The sequence below is a fragment of the Luteimonas sp. AC640a genome (assembly GCF_979256585.1).
This window is the reverse complement of the sequence record NZ_CEEDOV010000002.1, coordinates 63295-89853: the sequence shown is the minus strand read 5'-3', so window position 1 is coordinate 89853 and position 26559 is coordinate 63295. Positions and strand designations below refer to the sequence as shown.

The window sequence follows — 26559 nt, the reverse complement described above, 5'->3', positions numbered from 1 at the left end:
ACCCGGCCCCCATGCCCACTGCCGCCGCCGTGCCGCACGCTCCCGAGGCGTTGCCGCAGCCGTACCTGCTGTTTCTCGGAGACACCGTCGAACCCGGCTACGCGAAGACCGCGTTCGGTCTGCGCGACTGGGCGCCCGAGCGATGTCTCGGCGAATTCGCCTGCCCGGGCGCGACGGTCAGCACCGGCCTGCCGCGGCTGACCCCCGTCCAGGCCCGTGCGCTGGGCGCGCGCGCGATGGTCATCGGCGTCGCCAACCCCGGCGGACGGATCCCGCCGGCTTGGGTGCCTGCGTTGCTCGATGCCTTGCAGGCCGGGCTCGACCTCGTCGGCGGCATGCATGCCCGGCTGGCCGGCATCGACGTGCTGCGCAACGCGGCCATCGCGCACGGGCAGCGCCTGATCGATGTGCGCGAGCCGCCATCGGACCTGCCCGTCGCCAGCGGCCGAAAGCGCACCGGCAAGCGTCTGCTCACCGTGGGCACCGACTGCGCCCTGGGCAAGAAATACACCGCCCTGTCGCTGGCGCGCGCGTTCCGAGAACGCGGACTCGATGCCACGTTCCGCGCCAGCGGGCAGACCGGCATCCTGATCGCCGGCGCGGGTGTGCCGATGGACGCGGTGATCGCGGACTTCGCGGCCGGCGCGGCGGAATTCCTGTCGCCCGATGCCGATCCCGCGCACTGGGATGTCGTCGAAGGCCAGGGCTCGCTGTCGCATCCGGCCTATGCGGGCGTGTCGCTGTCGCTGCTGCACGGCAGCCAGCCGGACGTCATCGTCGTCTGCCACGCAGTCGGGCGCGAACGCATGCTCGGCCATGCGCATTACCTGGTGCCGTCGATCGAGGAGACCATCGACCTCGCGCTGCGACTGGGCGCCCGCACCAATCCCGCGATCCGCTGCGCGGGCGTCAGCCTCAACACCGCGGCGCTCGACGATGCGGACGCGCAGGACGCGATCGTATCCACCGCTGCCCGCTTGGGCCTGCCGGTCGCGGATCCGGTCCGCGGCGGCGCGGCGTTTGGTCGGCTGGTCGACGCCTGCCTCGCATGACGTCCCGGGCCAGCTGGTTCCAGCGTTACCTGTTGCCGGGCTTCGTGTTCCAGGCTGCGGTGATCGCCGGCGGGTATGCGACCGGGCGTGAACTGGTCGAGTTCTTCCTGCCGGCCGGTCCCTGGGGCGGCCTGCTCGGCATGACGGTAAGCATGCTGGTGTGGAGCGGCGTGCTGATGGTCAGCTTCGAGCTGGCCCGTGTCGCCCGCGCCTGGGATTACCGCGCGTTCTTCAAGGTGCTGCTGGGCCGCGGCTGGTTCGCGTTCGAGATCGGCTACGTGCTGTTGATGCTGGTGATCCTGGCGGTCATGGGCGCGGCCGCCGGCGAAATCGCCTTCAGCCTGTTCGGCCTGCCGAAGGTGGCGGGCTCGCTGGCGATGATCGCCGCCACGGGCGCGCTGCTGTTCTGCGGCAGCGCCGCGATCGAAAAATTCCTGGTCGCCTCGGTCGGCTATCTGTATCTGGTCTACGTGGTGTTCGTGATCTGGGCGGTGGTGGCATTCGGCGACCGCATCGGGACGAACTTCGCGTCGGTGCCGGTCGAGGCCGGGTGGTTCAAGGCCGGCGTGACCTACGCCGGCTACAACGTCGCCACCATTCCCGCGGTGTTGTTCTGCGTGCGCCACTTCGGCCGTCGCCGCGAGGCACTCGCCGCCGGCGCGCTGGCCGGACCGCTGGGCATGCTGCCGGGCGTGGTGTTCTACATCGCGATGATGGGCTACTACCACGAGATCGGCGCCGAGGCCCTGCCGTCGGCGTTCCTGCTGGCGAAATTGCAGGCACCGTGGTTCGAGTGGGTGTTCCAGATCGCGGTGATGCTGACGCTGGTGGACACCGGCGTCGCGCTGCTGCACGCCCTCAACGAGCGTGTCGCCAACACTTGGGCGGAGCGGCAGCGTCCGATGCCGCGCGCGCTGCGTCCGGCGCTCGCGGTGGGCGTCATGCTGATCGCGGTGTATGCCGCCACGGCCGTCGGCCTGGTCGACCTGATCGCCAAGGGCTACGGCACGCTGACCTGGTATTTCCTGGCGATTTACGTACTGCCGCTGATGACCTGGGGCGTATGGCTGCTGTGGCGCCGCAGGTCGATCGGTGTAATCCCCTTGCCTTGAACGACACGTCCGCGAGGACGGGAGACGCCGTCATGTCGAACCCTTTGCCGGCCATCGCCGGAGCGCTTCTGTCGCTGTGCGTTCTCACCGCCGCTGCGGCGCCGCCTGCCGGTTTCGATGCGCGGGTCGAGGCCGCGATGCAATCCCGCGACGTGCCGGGCATGGCGATCGCGATCGTCGAGGACGGCGAGATCGTGCACGCCAAAGGCTATGGCGTGCGTCGGCTCGGCGCGCCGGAGCGCGTGGACGCCGACACCATCTTCCCGACCGGTTCGACCGGCAAGGCGGTGACGGCGGCGGCGCTCGCGATCCTCGTCGACGACGGCAAGCTCGGCTGGGACGACCGGGTCATCGACCATCTGCCCGATTTCCGCATGTACGACCCCTGGGTCACGCGCGAGATGACGGTGCGCGATCTGCTGCTGCACCGCAGTGGCCTGGGGCTGGGTGCGGGCGACCTGCTGTTCATTCCCCGCACCTCGCGCAGCCGCGCCGACATCGTGCGCGCACTGCGGCACATCCGGCCCGCCACGAGTTTCCGCAGCGGTTACGCCTACGACAACATCCTCTACATCGTCGCCGGCGAAGTGGTGGCCGCAGTCAGCGGACAGGACTGGGAAACCTTCGTGCGCGAGCGCATCTTCGCGCCGTTGCAGATGCGCAACGCGACCAGTCACGAGGACGATCGCTTCGCGACCGAGAATCGCGCGCAGCCGCATGCGCGTTTGGATCCGCGCCTGCGCGGCCTCGGCCCGCAGCAGCTGCTGCCGGAACGCGAAGGCCTGGGCCAGGTCGGTGCCGCCGCGGGCGGGTTGTCCTGGAGCGCGCAGGACTTCGCGCGCTGGCTGCAGGTGCAGCTCGCGCTCGGCGCGCTGCCTGACGATCGCGGCCGGCTGTACAGCGAAGCTTCGGCGCACGAGATGTGGACGCCGCAGGTACCTGTGCCGATCCGCCCTTACCCGGCGCCGATCACCGATATCACCCCCCAGTTCTCCGGCTATGCGCTGGGCTGGAACGTGCAGGACTACCGCGGCATCAAAGTCATCCAGCACGGCGGCGCAGTGTTCGGCGTACTGGCCTTCACCGTGCTGGTGCCCGAGCGGAACATCGGCATCTCGCTACAGATCAATTCCGAAGACGTCGACGTCCTGCGGGGGCTGGGTTTCGAGCTGCTCGACCATTACCTCGGCTTCGAGCCCCGCGACTGGGTCGCGGCATTCGCCACCTGGAATCAGGCGCGCCTCGCCGACGGCCTGGCCGCGCTGGACGCGACCGGCGTGCAGATCCGCAGGGCAACCCGGCCGTCGCTGTCGCCAGCCGCTTACGCCGGGACCTACGCCGATGCCTGGTACGGCCCGATCACCATCACCGAGACAGGCGGCAAGTTGCGCATCGACTTCCACCAGACGCCCGGCATGCAGGGCACGCTGACCCACTGGCAGTACGACACCTTCCGGGTGGCCTGGGACGATGCGGCGATCGAGCCGGCTTCCGTTGCCTTCGCGCTGGATGCGGCAGGCAAGGTCGCGCAGATCCGGATGCAGGCGATCTCGCCGACGGCGGATTTCAGTTACGACTATCACGATCTGCTGTTCGAGCCGCAGGCGTTGAAATAGCGCTGCACATCTGTGGCGCGGCAGCCTCCGGGTTTGCTGGATACAAGAGACGGAAGTGCTTGCCGCGGATTCCGGCGACATCGGACTCGCGGACTTGGATCCTTCGACACTCCCTGACACGCGGGCTCTAGGCGACAAACAGAGGCGTCTTCAGGCGCTGCCAGAAACGGACGCTGACTAATTCTGCCGCCAGCTGCGTTTCGCAGCCTGGTCGCACAGTTTGCTGCCGCGTCGCTCGCGGGCTGAATCCCCGCATAAGTCTGACAATTGGGATGCAGTTCGGGTCGTGATCCTGCACTTCAACCGATGGAGTGTGAGCTTCTTGCTCCACACCCGGTCATGCGATCCGGCGCGAATGGACCTCGACCACAGCACAGGAATCCACGGCGCGGTTCGGTCCGATGGCTGATTCTCCTACCTGCGTACACAAGGCGGGCTGACCGTCACTCGGGGCGGCGTTACGCTCGAGGTGATCGCTTCGTGACTAGATGATGGCCCATGCTTGATGTCCCACGAACAACGCAGCGTTCGAACAGAGCGAGAAGCAAACCAACGGCAAGCGCACTGGCCCGGGGTGGAGGCGCATCGCATGGGCCTCGATGTCGATACGGGACATGCGAATCGCTGTTTCCAGAAAGGAAATGCCTGATGTACATCCGTAACTTGGTCGTGATTTCCACTCTGCTGGTTTCGTTGAATGCTTGCGCCGATCCGCACCCCGGTGACACGCAAACACTTCCTGAAATCAGCGGCGGGCATGCACTCGAGTCGGGGGAGACCGTAGACATGGATCTGAAATGCGGTGCCGCAAGTTTTGTTCTTCTCGGCAGCGGCGAGAACGCTCGCGTCGAGTCGCCGGGCAGGGGGTCAACGACATTGCCTGCGCCGCGCGGTATGCAGGGATTCGTGCCGGTGGGCATGGGATGCGCGAAATCCGGGGGCGGCCAGCATTATCTGGTCGTGCAGTACGGCGAGACACCATTCGGATGCAAGGTGTGCGAATGGTTTTTCATCTATGACGCGCAGGGCGCCCCGATGAACGACGCTGTGCCGCCAACGCGTGGGAATGGTGAAATCCTTGAAGCGAACAACGACGGATACGAACGTCTTCTGTCCGACCTCGGTCTGCGCCACCCAACGATCGAGTACCCGGCCGTCACTCCCAGATGATCCGAGTCAACAAAGGGGCCGACGAGGAAGGTCGGAGAGCCCGATCCGACGCTGCCGGAACAGGCAGTACATCGATCTCCCAAGGAAGGAGTTGCAGAGATGACTGCCCCAATCTACGAAGACCTGATTCAGCCTAAAGGCGCCGCGTATCGGACATCCCAGCTCAAGGGATGGAGCCACTACCTCGAGCCGATTAGCGACGATCCGGCAAGACTGTCCGGCAACTCGCGAATATGGGGCGACGCAACCCCGGAGGTGCAGTCGCGAGCGATCGATTCGCTTGTCCAAGCGTCGCGAGAGGCGGGACTCGATGCCCGAAACACGGCGCATGTGCTCGCGATTGCGCGAATCGAATCCGGCTTCAATCCAGACGCTGCCGCTGGCACCACGTCTGCTTCCGGGCTGGGTCAGTTCGTCGACAAGACCGGTCTGTCCTATGGCCTCAACACGAACAACCGCTTCGACGTCGATGCGCAGGCCAGCGCGTTGGTTGCGCATTTCATCGACAACCGGGCCTTGGCAGAACGTCGCGGACAGGACGAGGCCTACATCTACAAGTACCACCACGATGGACCGACGCTGGATTACGGAGGTCTCGCGTTGTCCCGCGCCAAGGTGCTGCCCCTGATCGAGAGCTACGCCCGGTTCGTGGAGGAGCGTTTCGATTTTGAGCGTGCGAACACACCTAGTCCGGGGTTGAAAGACGGTGTCTCGGAGATCAGGCCGGAAGCCCCGGCGTTCACTGAGTTGCTACGCGAGGGCCAGCGCGGAGACGGCGTAGCCGAAATGCAGGCCACCTTGGCAGGGCTCGGCTTCAGAGACGCGTGGGATACGCCGTTGCAGACAGATGGAAGGTTCGGTCCGCGGACCGGTGACGCCGTGCGGGCATTCCAGCAGTCCTACGGGCTGCAGGCGGATGGTGTCGTAGGACCCGAGACGCGCGAAGCGCTCGATAGAGCGCAGCAGTCGCAAGGCCAAGCGTTGTCCAATCTCGGCGCCGTCTCGAAATTCCCCATTGAGGGCTTGCTGTCAGCAGCGCGCACCGGCGACACGGCGACATTGCAAACGGCGCTCGATGATTTCACCGCGACCCGGTTCGGGCAGATGTTCCAGCAGGCGAAAGACCTGGCCTCGCAGGAGCTGGAACGAAATGCGCAGGTCGACGCCCAATCGCAGTGTGGTCCAGAGCGCTGAAACAGAGCTTATGCACTGAATGCGAGGTCACTCCACGCTCGGGTTCGCCCCAGCTGTCGACACGTGCCGGATGTGTCTAACGTCGATATATCGGTGTTGCGGAGATGGGTCATGAGCTTCAACGTGCAGTCGGCAGGCGTTTCGCAGTCGAATTTCCAGGCTTTCTCGCCGCCTGAAGCGCTGCGAGCGCTGCCCACGGGGGCGGCCGCTCCGACCCCGACCGGCAGCTACCAGCTCGAACCCGGCTATCACCCGCAACTCGGCGCCTTGTTCGCGGCGGGTGGCAACGCCGCGAATGCGGCGTCGTTCGACAGCCAGGTGCGTGGTCAGGACGCCAAGGCGATCGATCTGGACCTGATGCAGATCTCGTCCGCGGTCTATGACCCGGCTGTGCAGCAGGTCGGCGACTGGAGCCGGGTCAGCGATGCGGACTTGATGGCCGCGGGTATCGATCCGGCACTGCTGGAGAATGCGCAGAGCGGGTTTCGCGCCGGCATCTATACCGACGGCGACGGCAACCATGTGCTGGCATTCGCCGGGTCCAACGATCTGAAGGACTGGACCGGCGCGAACTTCCGCCAGGGTGTGGGCTGGGATTCCGAGCAGTACGACGAGGCCGTGCAGCTGGCGCAGCTCGCCTCCGCCGCCTATGGCGACGATCTGGCCATCACCGGACATTCGCTCGGCGGCGGACTGGCCGCGACCGCGGCGATGGCCGTCGATGGTGCCGCGGTGACCTTCAATGCGTCTGGCGTGCACGACCGCACCATCGAAGGCCTCGGCCTCGATCCCGCAATGGCCAAGGCCGACGCCGCCGACGGCCAGATCCGCCGTTACAACGTCGATGGCGAAGCCTTGACCAAGGCCCAGCAGGACATCTGGGTGGTCAACAACATTCCCGATGCGCCCGGTCACGAGATCGTGCTCGACGATCCCTCGCCGCTGACCGGATTCGACCGCTTCAATCCGGTTTCGATCGTCTCCCACAGCATCGCCAAGCACATGCAGGACACAGTGATCGAAGCGCTGTCACAGCAGCAGCCGTGGGCGAACTGATCTGATCCGTGTCGACGGGATGCCCGCGGCGGCTGTGTGAGAATGCGGGCATGCGCGCCGCAGTCCTGAGCCTGTTGCTGATGTTGTCCGGCGCCGCCTGCAGTGGAGACGCGATGGACGCTCGAGCCGCTTTCACCGATGCCAGCGCGGCTGCGCTGGCCGATGCCGTCGCCGACGACGATGCCGCTGCCGTGCGCGCGCAGGTGCAGGCCGGCGCCGATCCCAACGCGCGCGGCGACCAGGGCGTGAACCTGCTGCAGATTGCGATGCTGGCCCAGGCCAAGGACGCGTTGACGGCGCTGCTCGATGCCGGTGCTGATCCGAACGCGCCGGGACTCGGTGGCGCAACGGCGGTACATGGTGCCGCGATCGCCGATGACCCCGACTATCTCCGGATCGTGCTCGACCGCCGCGGCGATCCCGATGCCCGACACGGCGAAACGGATGCGACGCCACTGGCCGGGGCAACCGGTCCGCGTACCGACGCGCAGTTCCGCATGCTGCTCGCGGCCGGCGCCGACCCCGGCGCCGTCGATCGCACCGGCAACACGCCGCTGCACAAGGCCGCGATGATCAACGCCGGCGATCATGTGCTGGCCCTGCTCGATGCGGGCGCCGATCCGCTGGCCAAGAACGCCCAGGGCGCGACCTTCCAGCGCTTCTTCTTCAAGACGCCCGATGCCCGTCTCAACGACGCGGCCCGCGCGAAGCGCGAAGCCGTCGTGGCGTGGCTGCAGGCGCATCAGGTGCGGCTTGAGGCAGGCACCGACTGAGCGTGTGGCGGCTCATGGTCCACCACCCGCCGCTGAGCGACTTCGCTGACTGACCTCGCGAACGACCGAGGCGCTGCTCGGATCGGCGCGATCGAGACGGCCGCCGTCTGCAGGGCCCTGCACCTCGCCCCGGGGACCGATACGTGTCGCGTCTGCGCGAAGGTGCGGTTTGCGCCGTGGCGCCGTCTCGAAATGATTGGAAGGATCTGAAAATTCTCGTCACTCCCGCGAAGGCAGGAGTCCAAGGACGTGTGCGCGGACGCTACGAAAGTCCCTGGGTTGACCCGCCATCCGGCTGTTGAAAAGCATATCCGCCGTCGCGGGAATGACGAGGTATCGTTCCGCGACCAGCTGATACAGCGCATCGGCAGAGTGCAGACGCCGCCGAATCGAAGCGTCGCAAGCGCACCGGGCACCCGCCCAGGTCGACTGGACGGTCCCACCCGCCCTAGGAGCCGCCCTAGATGGCAGCCGTCTCCACCCGCGCTAGCGTGAGGTCCTCAAAAGCCCGGGTGGAGCACGGTCATGTCCCTGACCATTGGCGATGGCATTGGTGGCGTCCAGGACACCTGGCGTCCGCAACAGACACCGCTCCAGTCTTACAGCCCGCCGCTGCTGCCCCCGCAGAGCGGCACCTACCGCCCGGACACCAGCTATCACCCGCAGGTCCAGGCGCCGGGCACCGCGCCCGCGCAGGGGCAGGGCGGCGCCAGTCCCTATGCGATTCCCGACGGCAGCACGCTCGACCAGGTTGCCAGCGGCACGCAGGCGCAGCCTTTCGACGTCACGCTGTCGCAGCTCGCCACCGCCGTCTACGGCACGCGCGGCGCGCCGCCTCCGGGTTGGGACGCGGTCAGCGACCAGCAGTTGATGGACCAGGGCGTCGCCGATCCACAGGCCTGGCGCCTGCAGTACCTCGGCGCCAACGACGCGGTGCCGACCAACGATCAGGAGTTCCGCGCCGAGGTCTACACCGACGGTGCCGGCAACTACGTGCTGTCTTATCGCGGCACCGCCGAGGGCGGCCCGGACTGGGAGAACAATTTCCGCCAGGGCCTCGGCTACGAGACCAACGATGGCGACAAGTTCAGCCTCACCGCGGTCAACACCGCGCGCGAGTTCGCGAATGTGTTCGGCGACAACGGCGCCAATTCCTCGAACCTCGCGATCACCGGCCATTCGCAGGGCGGTGGTCTCGCCAGCGTCGGCTCACTGGCGAGTGGCATTTCCGCCGTCACGTTCGATGCGTCGGGCATCCACCCCAATACGCTCGACCGTATGGGCATCGATCCGCAGGCTGCGCGCGACAGCGCCGAAGGCGGCCAGATCCGCGCCTATTCGCTGTCCAGCGATGCGCTGACCAACGTGCAGGACAGCTGGGCGACTGGCATCGTCGCGCCGGATGCGCTGGGCACGCAGATCGTCGTCGATCCGGCCGCCGCGGACATCAACAACATGTTCTCCAATTACGGGCCGATCGAGGGCTTCTCGCCCGGCATGAGCGAAGGCGTCAACATCGGCGTCGAAATCGCCCGGCATCCGCTGACCGGTGCGGTGATGCCACTGGCGGGCCTGATCGGCAACGTCGCGTATGCCGGTATCAGCCACAGCCCCAACGCGCTGACCAACGGCATGATCGAAGCGCAGCCGTGGCAGACGGGCTATGAGAATCCGTCATCGCTCGGTCGCGATCTGCAGAACCTGCTTCCCGATGCGACCAAGGACGACTACGCGCGCAACGTGCATGACTTCGCCACCGACATCGACAACGTGGTCGCCAACGAATTCGCCAACGACCAGTACGTGCAGGGCGGCGTCAGCCTCGCCGGTGACTTCGCCGAAGGCGCGTTCAATTCCGCCGGCGACACCGTCGACGGCTATGCCGACCAGTTGGCCGGCGTGGTCGACCGCAACATCGGTGGCTGGGGCGGTGATCTGCTTTCGGGTGCAATCGACGGCGCAGGCGATGTCGCCGAGTTCACCACCGACGTGGCCGGTCAGGTGACCGAAACCCTGGCCGACGGCGCGGGCTGGGTGGCTCAGGGCGCGACGAACTTCGTCGGTGGCCTGTTCGGTCGCTGAGACTCACGGACCGCGCATGTGCCGTGCGTATGATCGGGCGCTGACATGACCCGCCTCCGCGCCCTGTCCTCGACCGTCCTTCTCCTCTGCGCCGCAGGGTGTGCACAGCCGTCCATGAGCAACGACGCATTCAATACGCCGACGACGGCGCAACTGGCCGATGCCGTCCGCCGCGGCGATGCCGCCGAGATCCGCAGGCAGCTCGAACACGTTGCGCCCGACACGCCGGGCAGCGACGGGGAAACCCTGCTGATGGAAGCGATCCGCCAGCGTCGCGCGGCCAGCGTCGATGCACTCCTCGAAGGCGGCGCCGATCCCAACCGCGTCAACAAGCGCGGCGACACACCGGTGCATGCGGCGGCGTTCTCCGGCGATCCTGCGATCCTGCGCGCGGTGATCGCCAAGGGCGGCGATGTCGACGTGGCCAACCCGCACACCGGCGCGACGCCACTGGTACAGGCGCTGCTGTCGCCGACTGCCGGCCAGGCCGAGGTGCTGCTCGATGCGGGCGCCGATCCCAACCTCGCCGATCGCAATGGCGACACGCCGCTGCACGTCGCCGGCCGCACCAACGGCGGCGCGGCCATCCTCGCGCTGCTGCGCAAGGGCGCCCGGCCGCAGACGGAGAATTCGCGCGGCGTGACCTTCCAGCACGAGTACTTCGGTTTCCCCGCGAACCTGCTCAATGACCGCGCCCGCGCCGAGCGGCGCGAGATCGTTGCCTGGCTCAAATCCAACGGTGTGCCGCTGGAAGCGAACGTCGCCGCGACGTACTGAGCCGCTGTCGCCCTGGACGGCCGCACGGCCACCTAGGGTTCGCACCAGCTGTCCGGCACCGTCCTGCCGCCCTATCGTCGGGACTATCGTTTCCGTAGGTGCGCGCCATGAGCCTGTCCCCGGTATCCGGCAACAACACGTCCGTCGATCCGTTCCGCGATTTCGCGCTCGATCCCGCGCTGCAGGCGTCGTCTGCGCTGCAACCGCGCACGCCCGCGAACGTCGACACCAGCGCAGGCTTCCCGCGCGGCGATGGCAGCTTCGCCGATTCGGTCCGCGGCACCGCCCCGCAGCCCGAGCAGGATCTGCAGTTCGGATTGATGGCGAACGACAGCTACACGCTGACCGGCCCCGATGGCGTCACCGGCACCGCGGCCGAGGCTGAGCTGCAGGCCGCCGGCTGGAACCGGCTCGAACCCAGCGCGGATGGCACGCACTTGGTCGATGCGCAGGGCAACCAGATTCCGATTTCGCCCGATGCGCTGCACGACGCGCAGACCGGCTTCGACGCGGCGATCTATCAGAACGCCGATGGCCAGTACGTGGTCGCCTATCGCGGTACGGACAGCTGGGGCCTGGGCGCGGGCGGCGATTCGCGCGCGAATGGCGGTCAGGGCCTCGGCATGGAGACCGCACAGTATTCGCAGGCCATGGAGCTCGCGAATATTGCGGTGGACACCTTCGGCGATGGCAACGTCGCGATCACCGGCCACTCGCTCGGCGGCGGTCTCGCCTCGGCTGCGATGCTGGCCACCGATGTGCCCGGTGTGACCTTCAATGCCTCCGGCCTGAGCAACAACACGCTCGCCGGCCTGGGCTTCAATCCCAATGCCGCGCGCGGCGAGATCGCCGAAAGTGGTCAGATCCGCCGCTATGTCGTCAACGGGGATCCGCTGACCCTCGCGCAGCAGGACATTCCGATGCTCCCGATCGGCGGCGTGTCGCCGCCGAACGCGGTCGGGACCGAGCTGCGCGTCGCGCCGCCTGAAGGCATGGGCCGCTTCGACATGCTCGGCCTGCACGGCGGCGGTGGCGACAACCCATCCTATGTCGAAGCCCTGCGCCAGAACGAGGCACAGGCGCCCGTCGATCGCTCGGGCACCAATCTGGGCCTGGCGCTCGGCACGATCGAGAACATCGGCGAGCACAACCTCAACCAGTTGGGTTCGCTGGCCAACGGCATCGGCGGTCTGTATTCCGATGGCCGCTCGACCGTCACCGATGCGGTCAGTGGCATCACAGACGCGGTGCAGAACGACTACGGCAATGGCCGCTATGTCGGCGGCACGTTCAGCATCGCCGGTGACGTGGTCGACGGCGTGGTCGGCCTCGGTGGCGATGCGATTTCCAACACCCTCGGCACCGCGGGCGATGTCGTTGAAAACGTCGCCAACCTCGGCGGCAGCGTGCTGCGCGATCTCGGCGACCGCACCGGTTTCGACGCCCCGTTCGACGCGGTCGCGACAGGCGTCGAGTGGACCGGCCGCGCAGTCGACACTGTCGCCGACACCGTCGGTGATGGCGCGCAGTGGGGCCTGGACAAGGTCGGCGACGGTGCCGAATGGGTGATCGATCGTGCCGGTGACGGCGGCCAGTGGGTGGGCGACCGCGTCGTCGACGGCGTGACCTGGACCGGCAACCGCATCGCGGACGGCGCACGCGCGGTGGGCGATGCCGCCAGCTGGACCGGTGACCGCGTGGCGGACGGCGCGCGCTGGGCCGGCGAAAACCTGAATCCGGTCAACTGGTTCCGCTGAGTGCAGCATTTCCGGGCTGAACCCGCGCCCGGACGCCCCGCACGCTGTCACGACGCCCGACTGCCGGTCGGGCTAGGCTGATGGCTTGTACCGCTTCGGAGGCCTCGCCATGATGGGTGTCGCTTCGATCGCGCCATTTCCGCAGTGGCGGATCATCGCCTGCATCGTGTTGGCGCTCGCCGCCAGCGGCGCCTGCGCCAGACAAGGAACCAGCATGACCCAGGACCACGCCTCCGATCCCGCCGCCTCCGCGTTGTCGCGCGCGGCCAGTGCGGGTGATGCCGGAGAGGTCAAGCGCCTGATCGCCGACGGCGCCAATCCCAATGCCAAGGACACGCAAGGCTCGCCGCTGCTGCAGGCCGCCATCCTGCGCGGTGATCGTCGCGCGTTCCAGGCTTTGCTCGATGCGGGCGCAGATCCGACCACAGGCGCCGCGAACGGCAACACAGCCGTGCATCTGGCCGCGATGCAGGACGATGCCGGTTATCTGAAGACGTTGCTGGCCGGCGGTGCATCCGTCGATACCCCGAACACCAAGAATGGCGAAACACCGCTGTTCAACGCGCTTGAGGCGCGCAACGACGACAATATCCGGCTGCTGCTCGAAGCGGGCGCACGCGCGGATGCGACCGATGCCTTCGGCGCGACTCTGCTGCACAAGGCCGCGCGCATCAATGCGACCGGCTGGGTGGTGCGCTTCCTCGAAGCCGGCGCCGATCCGACCGCCCGCGACCGCGTCGGCGTGACCTTCCAGCCCTCGTTCTTCCGCGCGCGCGAGGCGGTGTTGTCGGCCGATGCCCAGCGCGACCGCGAGACCGTGCGCGACTGGCTGGTCGCCCGGCAGATTCCGGTCGAAGACAAGCACTGATCGAAGCAGCCGGGCAACAGAACAGCGGGGCGATGCGTGCCAGGCCCGGCGCATACGCGCGTCGGCCCGCAGGCAGGTTGGCCCAGACTTCCAACGCCCTGGTCCGTCGTTCCGGCGCAGGCCGGGAGCGCGTGACCTAGCGGGCTGAAATCTCGCCCCACACACCGGCCGCAGCATCGCGTTGTGTCGCTCAGCCTTTGCAGACCGGCCGCACGCCGTCTCGCGCGTCCGCAGTTGGAATCAGTCGCGCGTCTGTTTACGGCCAAGCAGGAGGCGCGGCCTGCCATGCCGCGAAGACCTCCGCCAACGTCGCGCGCTCCGCAGCCGTCCAATCGGGCAGCAGCGTCGCATAGCGCGCCGGATCGCGCCACAGCGTCGGCTCGGTGCGCACCGCGGCCGCATACCAACGCACTGCTTCGTCGCGGCGGTCAGTCGACCACAGCGCCAGCGCCAGCGTCGGCGGCGCCCATGACGGCCGCAGCAGCCGACCGTCCAGCGCCTGCTGCCATTGGTCCAGCGCTTCCTGATGATGGCCGCCGCGATACAGGTCCCAACCGTAATTCCACTGCACCGCGCTGCGCAGCGGCGCGCGCGCCGACAGCGATGCGAGTGCCTGCGCGTACATCGCGCGCCCGGTGTCCTCACGGCCGTTGCGCATCAGCGCCTGCGCCAACTGCGCACGCGCCTGGTCGGCATTGCGGGCGTTTCGGTCGATCAACTGCATCAGCCGCGCATGGGTCTGGTCGTCGTCGCCTGCGATCGCGACGATCGGTGTAGTCGTGCGTGCATCGTCATCGAAGTAGAACTCGGCCGGCGCCGGCAACGTCTGTGCGCCGGCCGTCGACGCGAACAGCAGCCCGATCGCGCACAGGTGTGCACGCAGATATCCCATCTCAATCTCCCCTGTGTGTCTGTTCCATGCCGTGCGAGTGACCACGACATCCCCGGGCCGATTGTAGCCACCGCAGAGGGGCCGGCGCAGCAACCGGGTTCACGGATGTCGAGGCCATGCCTGAAGCGCGGTGGCGTGTGCAGGCCGAACACGGGCCCGGGAGCCGGAACCGCTGGAACGCACGCGATCCCGAGCTATGGTTTCGTGGTGCGTGTTCAGGCACGTCCGCGGCAATCGGCGCCCGTCAGCGTCGCCACACCAGACAACGGTTGTTCGCCGGCATCGCGAGGTCGTCCTGCAGACGCAGTCCGATGCGCGATGCGCACGCATCGACCGCCTCGAAATCACGGATACCGGATCGGGGATCGCGCGCCTTGAGCCAACCGTCGAAATCACGGTTGCTGTCACTGGTGTAGCGGCCGCCCAGGTTGAACGGCCCGTACACGACCAGCGTTGCGTCATCGGCAAGTGCGCGGTCGAGGCCGGCGAAGCACGCCTCGACTTCCGCCCAGCCCATGATGTGCAGGGTGTTCGCCGTGAACACGGCGTCGAAGCGGCCATCGGCGGCCGTGGAGACCGGCCAGTCCGCCTGCGTGACATCGAGCGCGAGCGGCGCCGGCGTGTTCGGCAGCGCGGCTTCGTCGAGCCATGCCGCAATGCCGGGCAGGTGCGCCGCGCGTTCCGAGGTCTGCCAGCGCAACCACGGCATGGCTGCAGCGAAATGCACCGCGTGCTGCCCCGTGCCGCTGCCGATCTCGAGCACCTGGCGACTGCGCGCGAACTGCGCGTGCAGAACCCGGAGAATCGGTTCGCGATTGCGATCGCACGCAGGCGAGACGGGTTTGTCGGATGGCATCGGCGGCGTCGTCATGCGCCACACGATACGGCACGCCATCGCGTGCGTTCGTCAGTCGGTCGAGATGCTGTTGTGCCAACGCGGCCCACGCCGCAACCGGATCGGCCCAACGATCGGCGCTCGAGGATCGAGCACGACCTCGGACTGGGTCAACTGAAGGAAACCGTCCGCCGCGAGCGCGACAGCGGTGCGGCGCACGTCCGGCATCGCATCGCGCCACGCATCATCGGCATACAGACGCCGCGCAATTTCGGACGGGCAGATCGACGCATCCGCTGCGCGCGCGGACAGCAGCGCGTGGATGTCCGCTGCAATACGCGCGTCGTCGGGCGTCACCATCTCAGGCCGGCTGCAGCAGCCGCAGGCCGAAGCTGTCGCCCTCGTCGTTCCAGCCGTGGGTGACGCGTAGGCCGGCGTGGGCGACCAGCGCGGAGAACGACGCGTCGGTGTACTTCTGGCTGATCTCCACGTGCATGGCTTCGCCCTCGGCGAAATCGAATGCGTGATCGCCGATCCGCACGGTCTGTGCCCGTTGGCTGACGAGGCTCGTCTCGATCCGCATGCGGTCGCGCGCGTACAACGCACGATGGCGGAACCCGTCGGTCTCGAAATCACTGTCGATCTCGCGATTGAGCCGCGTCAGCAGGTTCACGGTAAATGCCGCGGTGACACCGGCCAGATCGTTGTAGGCGGCTTCGATGATCGCCGGATCCTTGTCCAGATCGATACCGATCAGGGCGCAGCCGCTGTCGCCCATCGTGCCACGCATCGAGCGCAACAGACGCACTGCCTCTTCTTCGGAAAAATTGCCGAGCGTCGAGCCGGGAAAGAACACCAGCGTGCGATGCGCACGCCGGTCGGCATGCGGCAGCGGCACCGGCCGGGTGAAGTCCGCGCACACCGGCAGCATCTGTACATCCGGAAAGCTTTGGCCGAGCCGGGTCACGCTGTCCATCAACGCGGTGCGCGAAATCTCGATCGGCGTATAGGCGACAGGTGCGTCGAGACCTTCGAGCAGCAGCTCGGTCTTGCGGCCGCTGCCGCTACCGAACTCGACGACGTGTACGCCGTCGCCGATCGCCTGCGCGATCGACGGCATCTGCGCTTCCATCAGCGCCAGCTCAACGCGGGTGAGGTAGTACTCGGGCTGCAGCGTGATCGCTTCGAACAGGCGTGAACCTTCCGCATCATAGAAATATTTCGACGGCAATGTCTTTGGCGTGCTCGACAGGCCGGCGATCGCGTCGGCGGCGATATCGTCGGGTTGCGGACGCAGGTCGGTCAGCGCGGCCTGGGCGCGCGCGCGGGCGATAGCGGCATTCATGCGGAATCCTTGGCCAGGCGCAGACCGGCAAACTGCCATCGCGCATCGGAGGGAAAGAAGTTGCGGTAGCTGGCGCGCACATGGTCGGCGGACGTCGCGCAGCTGCCGCCGCGCAGCACCCACTGCGCATCCATGAACTTGCCGTTGTACTCACCCAGGGTGCCGGGCCACGGCCGGTAACCGGGATAGGCGGTGTAGGCACTGGAGGTCCACTCCCACACGTCACCGAACATCTGCTGCAGGCCAGTCGACGCCGTCACTGGCGCGCCGGGATGCAGCCGACCGCTGTCGACGAAGTTACCGTCCACCGGCAGCGAAGCCGCGGCCTGCTCCCACTCGAATTCGGTTGGCAGCCGCGCACCGGCCCAACGCGCGAATGCGTCCGCTTCGTAGTAGCTCAGATGACACACCGGTGCCTGCGGATCGAGCGCACGCCAGCCGCCGAGGGTGAACTCGGTGTCGCCGCCTTCGTGCCAGTACAGAGGTCGTGTCCAGCCGCGCGCGCGCACCACATCCCAGCCGGCGCTCAGCCACACGCCTGCGGTGCGATACCCGCCATCTTCGATGAAGGCCTGGAATTCCGCATTGCTGACCGGCCGGCTGGCCAGCGCGTGCGCCGGTACCAGCACACGATGCCGCGGCGATTCGTTGTCGTAGGCGAAGCCGGCATCGCCGGGCCACGCGGCATGGCCGACTTCAAGAATCGACTCCGGCCGCGCGATCCAGTGCAGCGCTGCGGCGCTGCCCCCGGCGTGCGGCAGATCGTCGCGATACCCGGGATTGAGCGGGTTGCTGAAGAACGCATGCTTGATGTCGGTCAGCAGCAATTCCTGATGCTGTTGCTCGTGCTGCAGACCGAGCTCGACGATGTCGAGCAGGCGCGCATCGAGGTCACCGCCCTGCAGCCGTTCGCGCATGCGCGCTTCGATCGCCTGGCGATAGTCGGACACCTGCGCCAGCGTCGGCCGCGACACGACACCGCGCTGCGGCCGTGGATGCATGGGTCCGGCGCTCTGGTAATAACTGTTGAACAAGTAATCCCATGCGGGATCGAACGGTGCGTACGCCCCGCCGTCGGCGAGCACGAAGCGCTCGAAGAACCAGGTCGTGTGTGCGAGATGCCATTTGGTGGGGCTGGCATCTTCCATGCTTTGCACCATCGCGTCCTCGGCGCCGATTGGCGCAGCGAGTGCGGCGCTGCGGCTACGCACGGCATCGAACCGCTGCGCGAGCCAGCGGCTTCGCGCGTCGATATCGCCGACTCCAAGGGACGGCGGAACAGGGGCATGCAGCGACATCGCGCAAGTCTTCCGAGCCCTGCGTGACGGCGCTGTGGTGGCGCGTCGTGCACCCGCGCTTTGATTCACGCACGGACGACGTCCTGAACAGCGTGCGCGATACCAGCCCGGATAACGGAATTTCTACGATGTGCACGACACCGGCACTACACCGACATGCCGACACTGCGGATCAATATCCAAGAAGGAGCTCACCGATGCGACGTATCGCTCTCCCGCTGGTCGCTGCGATGGCTTTCGCTTTTACCGCCTGCAGCAACGACCCGCCGCCGCCGGATGTGCCGCCTACTGACGCTGCTCCGATGAATGACACCACGATGCCGCCATCTGATCCTGCGACGGATCCGATGAATCCGCCGCCGAGTGATCCGATGTCGCCGACGCCTGTGGATCCGAGCATGCCCCCGCCGATGGATCCGATGACCCAGCCGCCGGCCGATCCCACGACCACACCGCCGGCAACGCCGCCGGTCGAGGGTGATGGCCCGACACGCGGTACCTGATCGACAAACAAGCTGACAAGCAACTGCTGTGTGTATGAGACCGGTGTGACGTCATCGACGTCAGCGCTCCTGGCGCATCTCTCTCTCCGACCGGTCCCACTTGCCGTCCGCTCCTCTCCAGGGCGGGCGGCTTTTTCTTAGGGCCGTCGGTTACACGACAGGGCGCTGGCGTCGACCGGGGCGAGGCACCCTTGTGGAGGGCGGCTCCATCAATTGATCTTGCAGCGGCATCCGGTGGCTTGCAGCGCTTGGAGATTCCGCCCTAGCGCGACGCCCGTATAGGCCATCCAGTTCCGCGATAGGTCGCTTCGTGCGCGAGCGCGAGTAGCGCGTGATCCTCATGCGTATTGCCATGTGCATGCACCTCACGATAGGCAGCGAGGTCGTACCGTTCGAGGACGCGCCGGACCTTCTCGTCGGCCACGCATTGCGCACCCGCATAGCAGCCAGTCAGACGATCGCCATCGCTTTCGAGCGACGAGCACACCAGCGCCACACCCTGCGCTTCGCACCATGGTGCGAGATAGACATCGAAGCCGCCGGATACGACGACGATGGTGTCGCCCTGGGCGCGATGGGCATCGATACGCGCCTGCATCTCGGGCCGCACCAGCGCAGGCAGCACCGTGGCCGCGAAGCGGCCACCCGCGTCTTCGACGGCGGCGCGCGGCAGTCCGCCGAATGCATAGCGGATCAGCAGGGTACGCAGCGCGTGCACCGGCAGCAGCCTGAGCGTGTAGGCCAGCACCGGCAGCACGAACAGCAGCTTGCCGAGGTGCAGGCGTCGTGGCGGCGTGGCGAAGCGCAGGAAATCCGGCAGCGTTTCACGCGTGGTGATGGTGCCGTCGAGATCGAACAACGCCAGTACCGGGCGCGGGTCGTGCGTGTCGCGCACGCTCATGCGACCGACAATGCCGCCTGTGCGATCAGCGCGACCACGCAACCGATCGCGCCGAACCACGCCAGGCTGCGCGCCCAGGCGATATCCGCGACGTAGGTGATGCCGTGCAGCAACCGCAGCACGACGAATGCGATCGCCAGCGTCGCGATACGGTCGTGCGCCACACCGGCAAGCTGCGCGAGCACCACGCCCGCGGCGAATGGCGCGAAGGCCTCCAGTGCATTGAGATGCGCGTTGTAGGCCCGCCGCAGCCGCGGATGGTCCTGGCGCGCGATCCAGCCGCGCGGATCGCGGTTGTCGTAACGGGGCGCCGACGCCTTCGCGAGTGCGACCCAGCAGTAGGGCAACAGCGCGGCGATCAGCACGCACCAGTAGGCAGTGGAGAGCGTCATCGGAAGATCTCTTGGGCAGGAACTGCTGGCTTATCGCACGACGGCATGTGCCATGTCGCCAGAGAAATGTGCAAATCCCTTCCCGGTAAAAGCGGAGACGATTGGGAGAGGGGCTCGAAACCCTCCCCCGCAAGGACGGGGGAGGGCTAAGAAAAAAGGCGGCGACATCACTGCCGCCGCCTTGCATTACGTGCGCGCAGACGACGCCTTACGGCGCGCCACCCGCTTCGCTGCGCATCTGGTCGCGCGCGGCCTTGAAGGGGTTGCCCTCGTACCAGTTCGGCCACTGGCCGTCGTCGGCCAGCGTGCGGCCGACGCCGTACAGCGCTTCGAGGTCCTGCACTACGCCGTCGAGGTTCCAGTCCGCGTTGTATTCGTCGCTGGGCTGGTGATAACGCTTGGCGTAGTCGTCGGTCGCGGCTTTGCCACCGGCAGTACCGCCGTCGACGAGATCGTTGCCGCCCTTCGCATACAGCGCCGGCACGCCAGCCTTGGCGAAGTTGAAGTGATCGGAGCGGAAGTAGAAACCGCCAGCCGTGTTGCCTTCCTCGACCAGCGTGCGGCTCTGCTGGTCGGCGTAGGTCTTGAGGATGTCCTCGAGTTCCGAGTTGCCCTTGCCGGTGACCACGAAGTCACGCGACGGACCGGCGACGCTCATCGCGTCGAGGTTGATCACGCCGACCGTCTGCGCCAGGCCGATGCTCGGCTGCGCCACGTAGTACTTGCTGCCCAGCAGGCCCGATTCCTCGAGCGTGACCGCCAGGAACACCAGCGAGCGCTTCGGCTTGGGTTCGCTGGTGGCGAACTTCTCGGCGATCTCGATGATGCCGGCCACGCCGGTCGCGTTGTCGATCGCGCCGTTGTAGATCGTGTCGCCCTCACCCTCGTGCTTGCCGAGGTGATCCCAGTGCGCGAGATACAGGATCGCCTCTTCCGGCGCGTCGGTGCCCGGCAGGATGCCGACCACGTTGCGCGAGCTCTTCTCGGCAATCGTGCTCTTGAGGTCGAATCCGACCTTCGCGTTGAGCGGCACCGGCTTGAAGCCGCGCGTGTTGGCAGCCTTGATCTGTTCGTCGAGATCGAGACCCGCTTCGGCGAACAGCTGCTTGGCGACGTCGCCGGTGATCCAGCCCTGCGCTGGCAGGCGCGGTTCCGGATCGTCCTCTGCGCGCAGGTCGAACTGTGCGCCCGACCAGGAATTCTTCACCACGTCCCAGCCGTACGAAGCGCCGGGCGTGTCGTGGATGATCAGCGCGGCCACGGCGCCCTTGCGCGCCGCTTCCTCGAACTTGTACGTCCAGCGACCGTAGTAGGTCATCTTCTCGCCGTCGAACAGCGTCGCGTCGTTGGCGTGGAAGCCCGGGTCGTTGACCAGCATCACGACGGTCTTGCCCTTGAGGTCGAGACCGGCGTAATCATTCCAGTTCTGCTCCGGCGCATCGACGCCGTAACCGACGAACACCAGCTCGCTGTCGGCGACGTTGATGTCGGCCTGGCCGGTGCGCGTGCCGATCACCATCTCGTCGCCGAACTTCAGGTCGCGTGTGCCTGCGCTGTTGCTCAGGCGCAGCACGGTCGACGGATCGGCGGTGGTCTCGACCATCGGCACCGTCTGGTACCAGTCGTTGTTGTCGCCGCCGGGCTGCAGGCCGATGCGCTCGAACTGCGCCTTGATGTACTCGACGGTCTTGTCTTCGCCGGCAGTGCCAGGCGCGCGGCCTTCGAACTCGTCGGACGCCAGTACACGCACCATCTCGCCGAAATCGCCGGCGGTGATGTCGGGCGAGAACGTATGGGCGGCCTGGGCATCGGGCGGCGTGGCGGCATCGGGCGCGGCGGTCTTGTCGCCACACGCGGCGAGCACCAGCGCAGCCGGCAGCGCCAACAGCAGAAGGGGTTTGCGCATCCTGGAATCTCCGGAAAATCGTGGAGGCCGCACTATACGTGCGTTCAAGGGGCGATGCTTTGGGGACGATATCTCGCGCCTGTTGCGGCGCGAAGGCGATGCGGAGCGAACGTCAATCGCACCAGCTCACAGCGTGGAATCGGTTGCGTCCCTCTCCCTTTGGGGTGAGGCGGCACGCCTGCGAGCCATCGGTTCGCGTGTCGACGAACGTCCTCTCGCCAGTGCGAGGGCCGGGGCACGGAGCGGAGAGTGGAGTGAGGGTGCTTTTTGAGCGTGCTGCGCACAGCCCCAGCCCTCACCCGAAGCGCTACGCGCTTCGACCCCGGATCACGTCCGGGGCAGGCTCTCTCCCGGAGCGAGAAGTGTTTGATGCCTGCGCGCACAGCGACTTCAAGCTAGACCGCGAAGTGCAATCAAAGACGCAGCCGCAGATCACTCTGTGCCCTTACTCCTGCGGCGCCCGCGCGCTGTCGTAGGGCACCGCCGTCGCGCCGCTGATCGCACCGGTCTTCGCGCTCGTGTGCACGTACAGCGTGACCTCGCGCTTGAACTCCAACGGGCCGTCGACGACCGCATCGGGGCCGATGATCACGCGCGGGTTGCGACGGGTGATCGTCACCGGGAACCAGTTCGACGACGGCTTGTCGATCACCAGCTTGCCGCGCACCTGCGAGCCGGCACCGATGGTGACGTCGCCGTTGACGGTCTTCACGTCGCCGGTGATCTCGGTGCCGATCACACCGATTGCGCCATTGACGGTCGAGACGTTGCCGTCGACGCGACCGCCGCGATCGACGAACACGCCGCCGCTGACGCTCTCGATCGTGCCGCCGACCCGTGCGTCGGTGCCGACGCGGATGCCGCCGTTGACGGTGGTCAGCGACTCGGCCTGCACGCGCGCGCCAATCTGGATACCGCCGTTGACGGTCTCCATGTCCTCGACCACGATCCCGTCGCCCGCGCGGATGCCACCGTTGACGGTCTCCACGTTGCGCGCCCTGGCGCCGTCACCGATGCGGATGCCGCCGTTGACCGTGCTGACGTCGCGATAGGTCTGGCCGGCCTCGGCTTCGACACCGCCGTTGACCTTGGAGATGTCCTGTTGCGCAAAGGCGGCGCCGGTGGACAGCGCGAGCGCGGCGGCGAGCAGCAGGGGGGCGGCGCGGAAGTGCGACTGGGCGGGGAACATGGCCGTGACCTCGTGAATGAAGGGCCGGGCCGGAACCCGTCGACAGGTAGCTTGCCCCCGCTTCGCTACAATCGCATCTGTCTTTGGTCACTGGGTCGATCGTCGTGCCGCACGCCGCCAGCTCCCCCCGTCCGCGCCCCGTCGTCCTGCTGATCCTCGATGGCTGGGGGCACCGCGACGATCCCCGCGACAACGCCCTGGCCCTCGCCGACCTGCCCAACTGGCGCCGGCTGCTGGCCGAGCACCCGACCACGCTGATCCACACCGAGGGCCGCCACGTCGGCCTGCCGGACGGACAGATGGGCAATTCCGAAGTCGGCCACATGAACATCGGCGCCGGCCGCGTCGTCTACCAGGACCTGACCCGCATCGACGCGGCGATCGAGGACGGCAGTTTCTTCGACAACGCCGAGCTGCTGGCCGCGTGCGATGCGGTGCGCGACGGCGGCACGCTGCACGTCATGGGCCTGCTGTCGCCCGGCGGTGTGCATAGCCACGAAGTGCATCTGGCGGCGATGCTCGATCTCGCCGCCAAGCGCGGCGTCGCCCGCGTCGCCGTGCATGCCTTCACCGACGGCCGCGACATGCCACCGCGTTCGGCCGAACCCAGCCTGCGCGCGCTGCAGGATCACTGCGCCGCGCTCGGCAATGCGCACGTCGCCAGCGTGTCCGGCCGCTACTACGCGATGGACCGTGACAATCGCTGGGAGCGCGTGCGCCTGGCCTGGGATGCGATCGTCGACGCGACATCGCCGCACCACGCACCCGATGCGGTCGCCGCATTGCAGGCCGCGTATGCACGCGACGAGAACGACGAGTTCGTGCTGCCGACCGTCATCGACGGCGCCGCGCCGATGGCCGATGGCGACGCCGTCGTCTTCATGAACTTCCGCGCCGACCGCGCACGCCAGCTGACGGCCGCGTTTGTCGATCCCGCATTCGCCGGCTTCCAGGCGCGGCGTCCGCAGCTCGCGCGTTTCGTCTGCCTGACCGAATACGATGCGCGCCTGCCTGCGCCGCTCGCGTTCGCGCCCGACAACCTGCCGAACACGCTCGGTGAAGTGCTCGGCGCGAACGGCCTGACCCAGCTGCGCATCGCCGAGACCGAGAAGTACGCGCACGTGACCTTCTTCATGAGCGGCGGCCGCGAGGATCCCTATCCGGGCGAGGACCGCATTCTCGTACCGAGCCCCAAGGTCGCCACTTATGACCTGCAGCCGGAAATGAGCGCGCCCGAAGTCTGCGCGAAGCTCGTGCAGGCCGTGCGTGATCAGCGCTTCGACGTGGTGATCTGCAACTTCGCCAATCCCGACATGGTCGGCCACACCGGCGTGCTGGCCGCGGCGATCAAGGCCGTGGAAACGGTGGACAAGGCGGTCGGCGAAATCGTCGAGGCCGTGCGCGCGCAGGGCGGCGAACTGCTGGTCACCGCCGATCATGGCAACGTCGAAATGATGCGCGATCCGGAAACCGGCGAGCCGCACACCTCGCACACCGTCGGCCCGGTGGATCTGATCTACGTCGGCAGTCGCGACGTACCGTTGCGTGGCGGCGGTGCACTGCGCGATCTCGCACCGACCATCCTCGATCTGATCGGCGTCGAACAGCCAGCCGACATGACCGGCCGCAGTCTGCTGCAGGCTGCCGGCTGAACATGTCCCGCGGCCGCGCACTGCTGCTGGTCGCGTTGCTCGTCGCGGCACTGCCCGTACTCGACGCCGCGGCGCAGACCAGCCGCGAGACCGAGCGCCGCCTTGAGCGCGTGCGCAAGGAGCTGCGCGATGTCGCTGCCGAACGTCGCCGTCTCGAAGGCCAGCGCGGCGCCGCGGCGCGCGATCTTCGTGCGGCCGACGAACAGGTGTCGACGTCGGCGCGCGCGTTGCGCGACACGCGGATCAAGCTCGCCGAAGAACAGATCGCGCTGGAGAAGCTGCAGGCGCGCCGGGTCGAACTGGAGTCCACCGTCGAGACGCGCCGCGAAGAGCTCGCGGCGCTGGTCCGCGCCGCCTACACCGTCGGCGACGAGGCCGCGCTCAAGCTGATGCTGGCGCAGGACCGCGTTGCCGATGCCGGCCGACTGCTGACCTATCACCGCTATCTGCAGCAGCAGCGCAGCACGCGCATCTCCGAACTCCGTGCGGAGGCTGCGGAACTCGACGGCATCGAAGCGGCGATCCACGATCGCCGCGCCGCACTCGAAGCCGCGCAGACCGAACAACGCGCGCAGCTGGCGAAGGTCGAAACCGATCGGGGCGAGCGCGCGGAAGCGGTCAAGGGGATCGAATCGCGCTTCAGCGATCGCAGCGCACGCGAGAAAGCACTGGGCCGCGACGCCCGGTCGCTGGAACGCGTGCTCACCCAGCTCCGCGAAGCGGCACGTCGCGCCGAAGCCGAACGTCGCGCAGCCGCTGCGGCCGCGCGCGAACGCGAGGCGCGCGAAGCGCGGGAGGCAACTGCGGCAGGGCGTCCGCGTCCACCGCCGCGTCCGCCCACCCAGGTCGCCCGCACGAATGCCCCACAGGTCGGCGGCCTCGGCTGGCCGGTCAGCGGCAGCCTGCTCACTGCTTACGGCGGCAAGCTGCCCGACGGCCGTAGCAGCACCGGCATCCTGATCGGCGCGCCCGCCGGTACCGCGGTGAAAGCCGTCGCCGACGGCACCGTGGTCTTCGCCGAGTGGATGACCGGCTACGGCATGCTGCTGATCGTCGACCACGGCAACGGCTACATGAGCCTCTATGCGCACAACGACGGCCTGCTCAAGAGCGTCGGCAACGCCGTGCGCCGTGGCGACACTGTCTCCAGCGTCGGCAGCTCCGGTGGCCAGGGCCGCAGCGGCCTGTATTTCGAGCTGCGCCAGAACGGCACACCGGTGAATCCGACGACGTGGTTGCAGCGGCGGTGAGTGGTGTCGGCTGAGCGCTGTTAGCCGCCTACCGAAAGCAGCCTCACCCCGACCCCTCTCCCGGAGGGCGAGGGGCTCAGGCCCCGACGCTCGCACCGTACGAGCCCCTCTCCCTTTGGAGTGAGGCGGCACGCTGGCGAGCCATTGGCGCGCGTGACGACGAACGCCCTCGCGTCAGTGCGAGGGCTAGGGCGCGGAGCGGGGAGTTGGGGTGAGGGCAGACGCTCGCAATGCACGATCCCTCGGGCGGATACACCGCGGCAATCCCCCACGCACCCATTCCGCCTCCTCCGAGCGAACCCGCCACCCTCGCACCGCAACACTGCACCCGGATCCCCCGGAGTCCGGCGCATGCAATACACATCCGCCAAGCTTCAGTTCGCGCGCCAGCTCCGCCGCGAATCGACCGACGCCGAACGCCTGCTGTGGTTCCGCCTGCGCGACCGGCGCCTCGGCGTGAAGTTCAGACGGCAGCAACCCGTCGGCCCTTTCATCGTCGACTTTCTGAGTGTCGACGCCGCAGTGATCGTCGAAGTCGCCGGCTCCCAGCATCAGGAAGCGGTCGATGCAGGCCGCACGCGCTTCCTGGAACGTCGCGGCTACTGCGTGTTGCGCTTCTGGAATCACGATGTCCTGGTGCGCACGGAATCGGTGCTCGAAGTCATCCTCGCGAACGTCGACCCTCGCCCCAACCCCTCTCCCTGAGGGATAGGGGCACCAGTACAGCCTCAAACTGCGTTGAGCGATCCATCAGCAGAAGCACGGCAGCGGGCCATGCGCGAGATCGAGCCCCTCTCCCCTAGGGAGAGGGGTTGGGGTGAGGGCCGACGACCGAAGTTCCCCCACAGTGGGCGACAACAGAACCGCTCGCCCACGCACCCCTACCTACCCCACCCACAGAACTGAACATCCCCGCCCGCCTTTAACGCATTCACACAC

At 67.4% G+C, this 26559-nt stretch carries 24 protein-coding genes; 15 read left to right on the top strand and 9 right to left on the bottom strand.

What is annotated here, in order from left to right:
* The first annotated feature begins 11 nt into the window (after nucleotides 1-11).
* The 11 genes from ACZ9YD_RS01135 to ACZ9YD_RS01085 all read left to right on the top strand — a co-directional run bounded on the left by ACZ9YD_RS01135 (nucleotide 12) and on the right by ACZ9YD_RS01085 (nucleotide 13457).
* The gene (locus tag ACZ9YD_RS01135; protein WP_465073304.1) at nucleotides 12-1052 is read left to right on the top strand and encodes a DUF1611 domain-containing protein; all 1041 of its coding nucleotides are present in this window, start codon (nucleotides 12-14) and stop codon (nucleotides 1050-1052) included.
* Nucleotides 1049-2164, top strand: a complete 1116-nt coding sequence (locus tag ACZ9YD_RS01130; protein WP_465073303.1) for a YkvI family membrane protein — start codon at nucleotides 1049-1051, stop codon at nucleotides 2162-2164. Before ACZ9YD_RS01135 ends, ACZ9YD_RS01130 begins: the two co-directional genes overlap by 4 nt.
* A gap of 32 nt (nucleotides 2165-2196) precedes the next feature.
* The gene (locus ACZ9YD_RS01125) at nucleotides 2197-3780 is read left to right on the top strand and encodes a serine hydrolase (RefSeq protein ID WP_465073302.1); all 1584 of its coding nucleotides are present in this window, start codon (nucleotides 2197-2199) and stop codon (nucleotides 3778-3780) included.
* Between the two features lie 648 nt (nucleotides 3781-4428).
* Nucleotides 4429-4950 carry a hypothetical protein gene (locus ACZ9YD_RS01120; RefSeq protein WP_465073301.1) on the top strand — a complete coding sequence of 174 codons (522 nt, stop codon included), beginning with the start codon at nucleotides 4429-4431 and terminating at the stop codon, nucleotides 4948-4950.
* A 99-nt stretch (nucleotides 4951-5049) separates the two neighbouring features.
* Nucleotides 5050-6144: a peptidoglycan-binding protein gene (locus ACZ9YD_RS01115; protein ID WP_465073300.1), complete on the top strand. Its 1095-nt coding sequence runs from the start codon at nucleotides 5050-5052 to the stop codon at nucleotides 6142-6144.
* 111 nt (nucleotides 6145-6255) lie between these two features.
* On the top strand, nucleotides 6256-7200 hold the full coding sequence (locus tag ACZ9YD_RS01110; RefSeq protein WP_465073299.1) for an alpha/beta hydrolase family protein: 945 nt from the start codon (nucleotides 6256-6258) through the stop codon (nucleotides 7198-7200).
* Nucleotides 7201-7250: 50 nt separating this feature from the next.
* Nucleotides 7251-7973 carry an ankyrin repeat domain-containing protein gene (locus ACZ9YD_RS01105; protein WP_465073298.1) on the top strand — a complete coding sequence of 241 codons (723 nt, stop codon included), beginning with the start codon at nucleotides 7251-7253 and terminating at the stop codon, nucleotides 7971-7973.
* A gap of 525 nt (nucleotides 7974-8498) precedes the next feature.
* Nucleotides 8499-10055: a hypothetical protein gene (locus tag ACZ9YD_RS01100; RefSeq protein ID WP_465073297.1), complete on the top strand. Its 1557-nt coding sequence runs from the start codon at nucleotides 8499-8501 to the stop codon at nucleotides 10053-10055.
* A 114-nt stretch (nucleotides 10056-10169) separates the two neighbouring features.
* The gene (locus ACZ9YD_RS01095; protein WP_465073296.1) at nucleotides 10170-10832 is read left to right on the top strand and encodes an ankyrin repeat domain-containing protein; all 663 of its coding nucleotides are present in this window, start codon (nucleotides 10170-10172) and stop codon (nucleotides 10830-10832) included.
* 107 nt (nucleotides 10833-10939) lie between these two features.
* Entirely contained in the window at nucleotides 10940-12589 is a 1650-nt protein-coding gene (locus ACZ9YD_RS01090; RefSeq protein WP_465073295.1) for an Mbeg1-like protein, read from the top strand.
* A 214-nt stretch (nucleotides 12590-12803) separates the two neighbouring features.
* Entirely contained in the window at nucleotides 12804-13457 is a 654-nt protein-coding gene (locus ACZ9YD_RS01085) for an ankyrin repeat domain-containing protein (protein WP_465073294.1), read from the top strand.
* A 256-nt stretch (nucleotides 13458-13713) separates the two neighbouring features.
* Here the strand turns inward: ACZ9YD_RS01085 and ACZ9YD_RS01080 are convergent, their stop codons facing one another.
* From ACZ9YD_RS01080 to egtB, 5 genes are all read right to left on the bottom strand, one after another.
* On the bottom strand, nucleotides 13714-14355 hold the full coding sequence (locus tag ACZ9YD_RS01080) for a tetratricopeptide repeat protein (RefSeq protein ID WP_465073371.1): 642 nt from the start codon (nucleotides 14353-14355) through the stop codon (nucleotides 13714-13716).
* A gap of 238 nt (nucleotides 14356-14593) precedes the next feature.
* Nucleotides 14594-15244, bottom strand: coding sequence for a DUF938 domain-containing protein (locus tag ACZ9YD_RS01075; RefSeq protein WP_465073293.1), 651 nt, complete (start codon nucleotides 15242-15244; stop codon nucleotides 14594-14596).
* 12 nt (nucleotides 15245-15256) lie between these two features.
* Nucleotides 15257-15544, bottom strand: a complete 288-nt coding sequence (locus ACZ9YD_RS01070; RefSeq protein ID WP_465073292.1) for a DUF3253 domain-containing protein — start codon at nucleotides 15542-15544, stop codon at nucleotides 15257-15259.
* Nucleotide 15545: 1 nt separating this feature from the next.
* Nucleotides 15546-16529, bottom strand: a complete 984-nt coding sequence (gene egtD, locus ACZ9YD_RS01065; protein ID WP_465073291.1) for an L-histidine N(alpha)-methyltransferase — start codon at nucleotides 16527-16529, stop codon at nucleotides 15546-15548.
* A complete protein-coding gene (gene egtB / locus ACZ9YD_RS01060) occupies nucleotides 16526-17827 on the bottom strand; it encodes an ergothioneine biosynthesis protein EgtB (protein ID WP_465073290.1) in 1302 nt (433 codons plus the stop codon). The genes egtD and egtB overlap by 4 nt, the downstream gene beginning before the upstream one ends.
* A gap of 371 nt (nucleotides 17828-18198) precedes the next feature.
* Here egtB and ACZ9YD_RS01055 point away from each other — a divergent pair, with 371 nt between their 5' ends.
* Nucleotides 18199-18330, top strand: a complete 132-nt coding sequence (locus tag ACZ9YD_RS01055) for a hypothetical protein (protein ID WP_465073289.1) — start codon at nucleotides 18199-18201, stop codon at nucleotides 18328-18330.
* Between the two features lie 262 nt (nucleotides 18331-18592).
* On the opposite strand, the gene ACZ9YD_RS01050 is transcribed toward ACZ9YD_RS01055, so the two are convergent.
* The 4 genes from ACZ9YD_RS01050 to ACZ9YD_RS01035 all read right to left on the bottom strand — a co-directional run bounded on the left by ACZ9YD_RS01050 (nucleotide 18593) and on the right by ACZ9YD_RS01035 (nucleotide 22718).
* Nucleotides 18593-19231, bottom strand: coding sequence for an HAD-IB family phosphatase (locus ACZ9YD_RS01050; protein WP_465073288.1), 639 nt, complete (start codon nucleotides 19229-19231; stop codon nucleotides 18593-18595).
* Entirely contained in the window at nucleotides 19228-19623 is a 396-nt protein-coding gene (locus tag ACZ9YD_RS01045) for an MAPEG family protein (RefSeq protein WP_465073287.1), read from the bottom strand. The genes ACZ9YD_RS01050 and ACZ9YD_RS01045 overlap by 4 nt, the downstream gene beginning before the upstream one ends.
* A gap of 208 nt (nucleotides 19624-19831) precedes the next feature.
* On the bottom strand, nucleotides 19832-21529 hold the full coding sequence (locus tag ACZ9YD_RS01040) for a M28 family metallopeptidase (RefSeq protein ID WP_465073286.1): 1698 nt from the start codon (nucleotides 21527-21529) through the stop codon (nucleotides 19832-19834).
* Between the two features lie 445 nt (nucleotides 21530-21974).
* Nucleotides 21975-22718: a DUF4097 family beta strand repeat-containing protein gene (locus tag ACZ9YD_RS01035; RefSeq protein WP_465073285.1), complete on the bottom strand. Its 744-nt coding sequence runs from the start codon at nucleotides 22716-22718 to the stop codon at nucleotides 21975-21977.
* 104 nt (nucleotides 22719-22822) lie between these two features.
* Between ACZ9YD_RS01035 and gpmI the strand changes: the two genes are divergently transcribed.
* From gpmI to ACZ9YD_RS01020, 3 genes are all read left to right on the top strand, one after another.
* Nucleotides 22823-24370 (top strand): 2,3-bisphosphoglycerate-independent phosphoglycerate mutase, encoded by a 1548-nt coding sequence (gene gpmI, locus ACZ9YD_RS01030; RefSeq protein ID WP_465073284.1) that lies wholly within the window; start codon nucleotides 22823-22825, stop codon nucleotides 24368-24370.
* A gap of 2 nt (nucleotides 24371-24372) precedes the next feature.
* A complete protein-coding gene (locus tag ACZ9YD_RS01025) occupies nucleotides 24373-25620 on the top strand; it encodes a murein hydrolase activator EnvC family protein (protein WP_465073283.1) in 1248 nt (415 codons plus the stop codon).
* Between the two features lie 351 nt (nucleotides 25621-25971).
* Entirely contained in the window at nucleotides 25972-26325 is a 354-nt protein-coding gene (locus tag ACZ9YD_RS01020) for an endonuclease domain-containing protein (protein WP_465073282.1), read from the top strand.
* The last annotated feature ends 234 nt before the right edge of the window (nucleotides 26326-26559 follow it).